The sequence below is a fragment of the Lacihabitans sp. LS3-19 genome (assembly GCF_024343575.1).
GTDB lineage: Bacteria > Bacteroidota > Bacteroidia > Cytophagales > Spirosomataceae > Leadbetterella.
The window spans coordinates 1-2,811 of sequence record NZ_RJUA01000039.1 but is presented as its reverse complement, the minus strand read 5'-3'; the positions used below and the strand labels follow the sequence as shown (position 1 = coordinate 2,811).

The following is a 2,811-nucleotide window of genomic DNA, read 5'->3' as shown; positions in this document are numbered from 1 at the left end:
GTACCAACCGCACCAGTAATAGCATCTAATAAGACGGAAGTTTGTGGAACAGAAAAAGCAACATTGACAGCAACAGGTTGTACAGGTGGAACAATCACTTGGTCAGGTGGTGGAGTAGGAACATCGAAAGAAGTAGGAGCAGGAACATATACTGCAACTTGTACTACATCGTGTGGAACTTCGGTTAATTCAAATACAAATACAATCGGAAGTAAGCCAGCACCAATAGCACCAGTGATAGCTGCTAACAAGACAGAGATTTGTGGAACAGACAAAGCTACCTTGACAGCAACAGGTTGTTCAGATGGAACAATTACCTGGTCAGGAACATTAGGAACAGGTACTTCGAAAGAAGTGGGAGCCGGAACATATACCGCAACATGTACTACTTCATGTGGAACATCGCCAGTGTCAAATACGATAACTATCAATACAGGAGCAGTACCAACCGCACCAGTAATAGCATCTAATAAGACGGAAGTTTGTGGAACAGAAAAAGCAACATTGACAGCAACAGGTTGTACAGGTGGAACAATCACTTGGTCAGGTGGTGGAGTAGGAACATCGAAAGAAGTAGGAGCAGGAACATATACTGCAACTTGTACTACATCGTGTGGAACTTCGGGTAATTCAAATACAATTACAATCGGAACTAAGGCCTTGCCAACAGTTCCAGTAATATCAGCTAGTAAAACTGAAATTTGTAGTGGCGATGAAATTACATTGACTGCACAAAATTGTACAGGAACTGTAGTTTGGTCTAATACGCAAACAGGTGCTATTATTAAGATATCTACTGCTGGTGATTATGCCGCTATCTGCAAGAACGAATGTGGTGAAAGTGACAATAGTAATATTGTGAAAATAGTAAATGGAGGTGTACCAAATGCTCCTTTAATTACAACTGACAAAGTAACGGTTTGTGATACTATAAAAGCTAGATTAGTAGCAGTTGGTTGTGCTAGTACAATTGAATGGAGTAATGGTGCTACAGGTGAAGTGATATTTGTAGGAATTGGAACTTATACTGCAAAATGTAAAAGTTCATGTGGTATCAGTGCAAGCTCAAATATTATAAAAATTGAGAATGGAATAATTCCAGCTGCACCAGTAATTTCTTCAAATAAAGCTTCAATTTGTGGAACAGATAAAGCTACTTTGACAGCAACGGGCTGTTCTGGAGGCACAATTAATTGGTCAGGCGGCGGAGTAGGAACTACAAAAGAAGTTTTAGCTGGAACTTATACTGCTACTTGTACAACAAATTGTGGTACATCAGGTGCCTCTAATACTGTGACAATATCTGGTGAGGCAGCCCCAGTTGCACCAGTAATTACCTCAAATAAAACTTCGGTTTGTGGAACAGATAAAGCTACTTTGACTGCAACAGGATGTACAGGAGGTACAATCACATGGTCAGGTGGTGGAGTAGGAACAACCAAAGAAGTTGGAGCTGGAACTTATACTGCAACATGTACAACTAGTTGTGGAACATCAGGAAATTCTAATTCAGTTACAATTACTGGAGGAACAGCACCAACAGCACCAGTCATTACTTCGAATAAAACAGAAGTTTGTGGAACTGATAAAGCTACATTGACTACCACAGGTTGTACAGGAGGTACAATAACTTGGTCAGGTGGTGGAGTAGGCACTTCGAAAGAAGTCGGAGCTGGAACTTACACTGCTACATGTACAACAAGTTGTGGAACATCAGGTAATTCTAATTCAGTTACTATAACTGGAGGTACAGCACCAACGGCACCAGTAATTACTTCGAATAAAACAGAAGTTTGTGGTACAAATAAAGCTACTTTGACTGCCACAGGATGTACAGGAGGTACAATCACTTGGTCTGGTGGTGGAGTAGGCACTTCGAAAGAAGTCGGAGCTGGAACTTACACTGCTACATGTACAACAAGTTGTGGAACATCAGGTAATTCTAATTCAGTTACTATAACTGGAGGTACAGCACCAACGGCACCAGTAATTACTTCGAATAAAACAGAAGTTTGTGGTACAAATAAAGCTACTTTGACTGCCACAGGATGTACAGGAGGTACAATCACTTGGTCTGGTGGTGGAGTAGGCACTTCGAAAGAAGTCGGAGCTGGAACTTACACTGCTACATGTACAACAAGTTGTGGAACATCAGGTAATTCTAATTCAGTTACTATAACTGGAGGTACAGCACCAACGGCACCAGTAATTACTTCGAATAAAACAGAAGTTTGTGGTACAAATAAAGCTACTTTGACTGCCACAGGATGTACAGGAGGTACAATCACTTGGTCTGGTGGTGGAGTAGGCACTTCGAAAGAAGTCGGAGCTGGAACTTACACTGCTACATGTACAACAAGTTGTGGAACATCAGGTAATTCTAATTCAGTTACTATAACTGGAGGTACAGCACCAACGGCACCAGTAATTACTTCGAATAAAACAGAAGTTTGTGGTACAAATAAAGCTACTTTGACTGCCACAGGATGTACAGGAGGTACAATCACTTGGTCTGGTGGTGGAGTAGGCACTTCGAAAGAAGTCGGAGCTGGAACTTACACTGCTACATGTACAACAAGTTGTGGAACATCAGTTAATTCTAATTCAGTTACTATAACTGGAGGAACAGCACCAACAGCACCAGTAATTACTTCGAATAAAACAGAAGTTTGTGGTACAAATAAAGCTACTTTGACTGCCACAGGATGTACAGGAGGTACAATCACTTGGTCTGGTGGTGGAGTAGGCACTTCGAAAGAAGTCGGAGCTGGAACTTACACTGCTACATGTACAACAAGTTGTGGAACATCA

At 41.3% G+C, this 2,811-nt stretch carries 1 protein-coding gene; it reads left to right on the top strand.

Features of this window, described 5'->3' with window-relative positions:
* Positions 1–2,811: beta strand repeat-containing protein (locus tag EGI22_RS15080; protein WP_369010874.1), on the top strand; the 2,811-nt coding region annotated here is incomplete at both ends.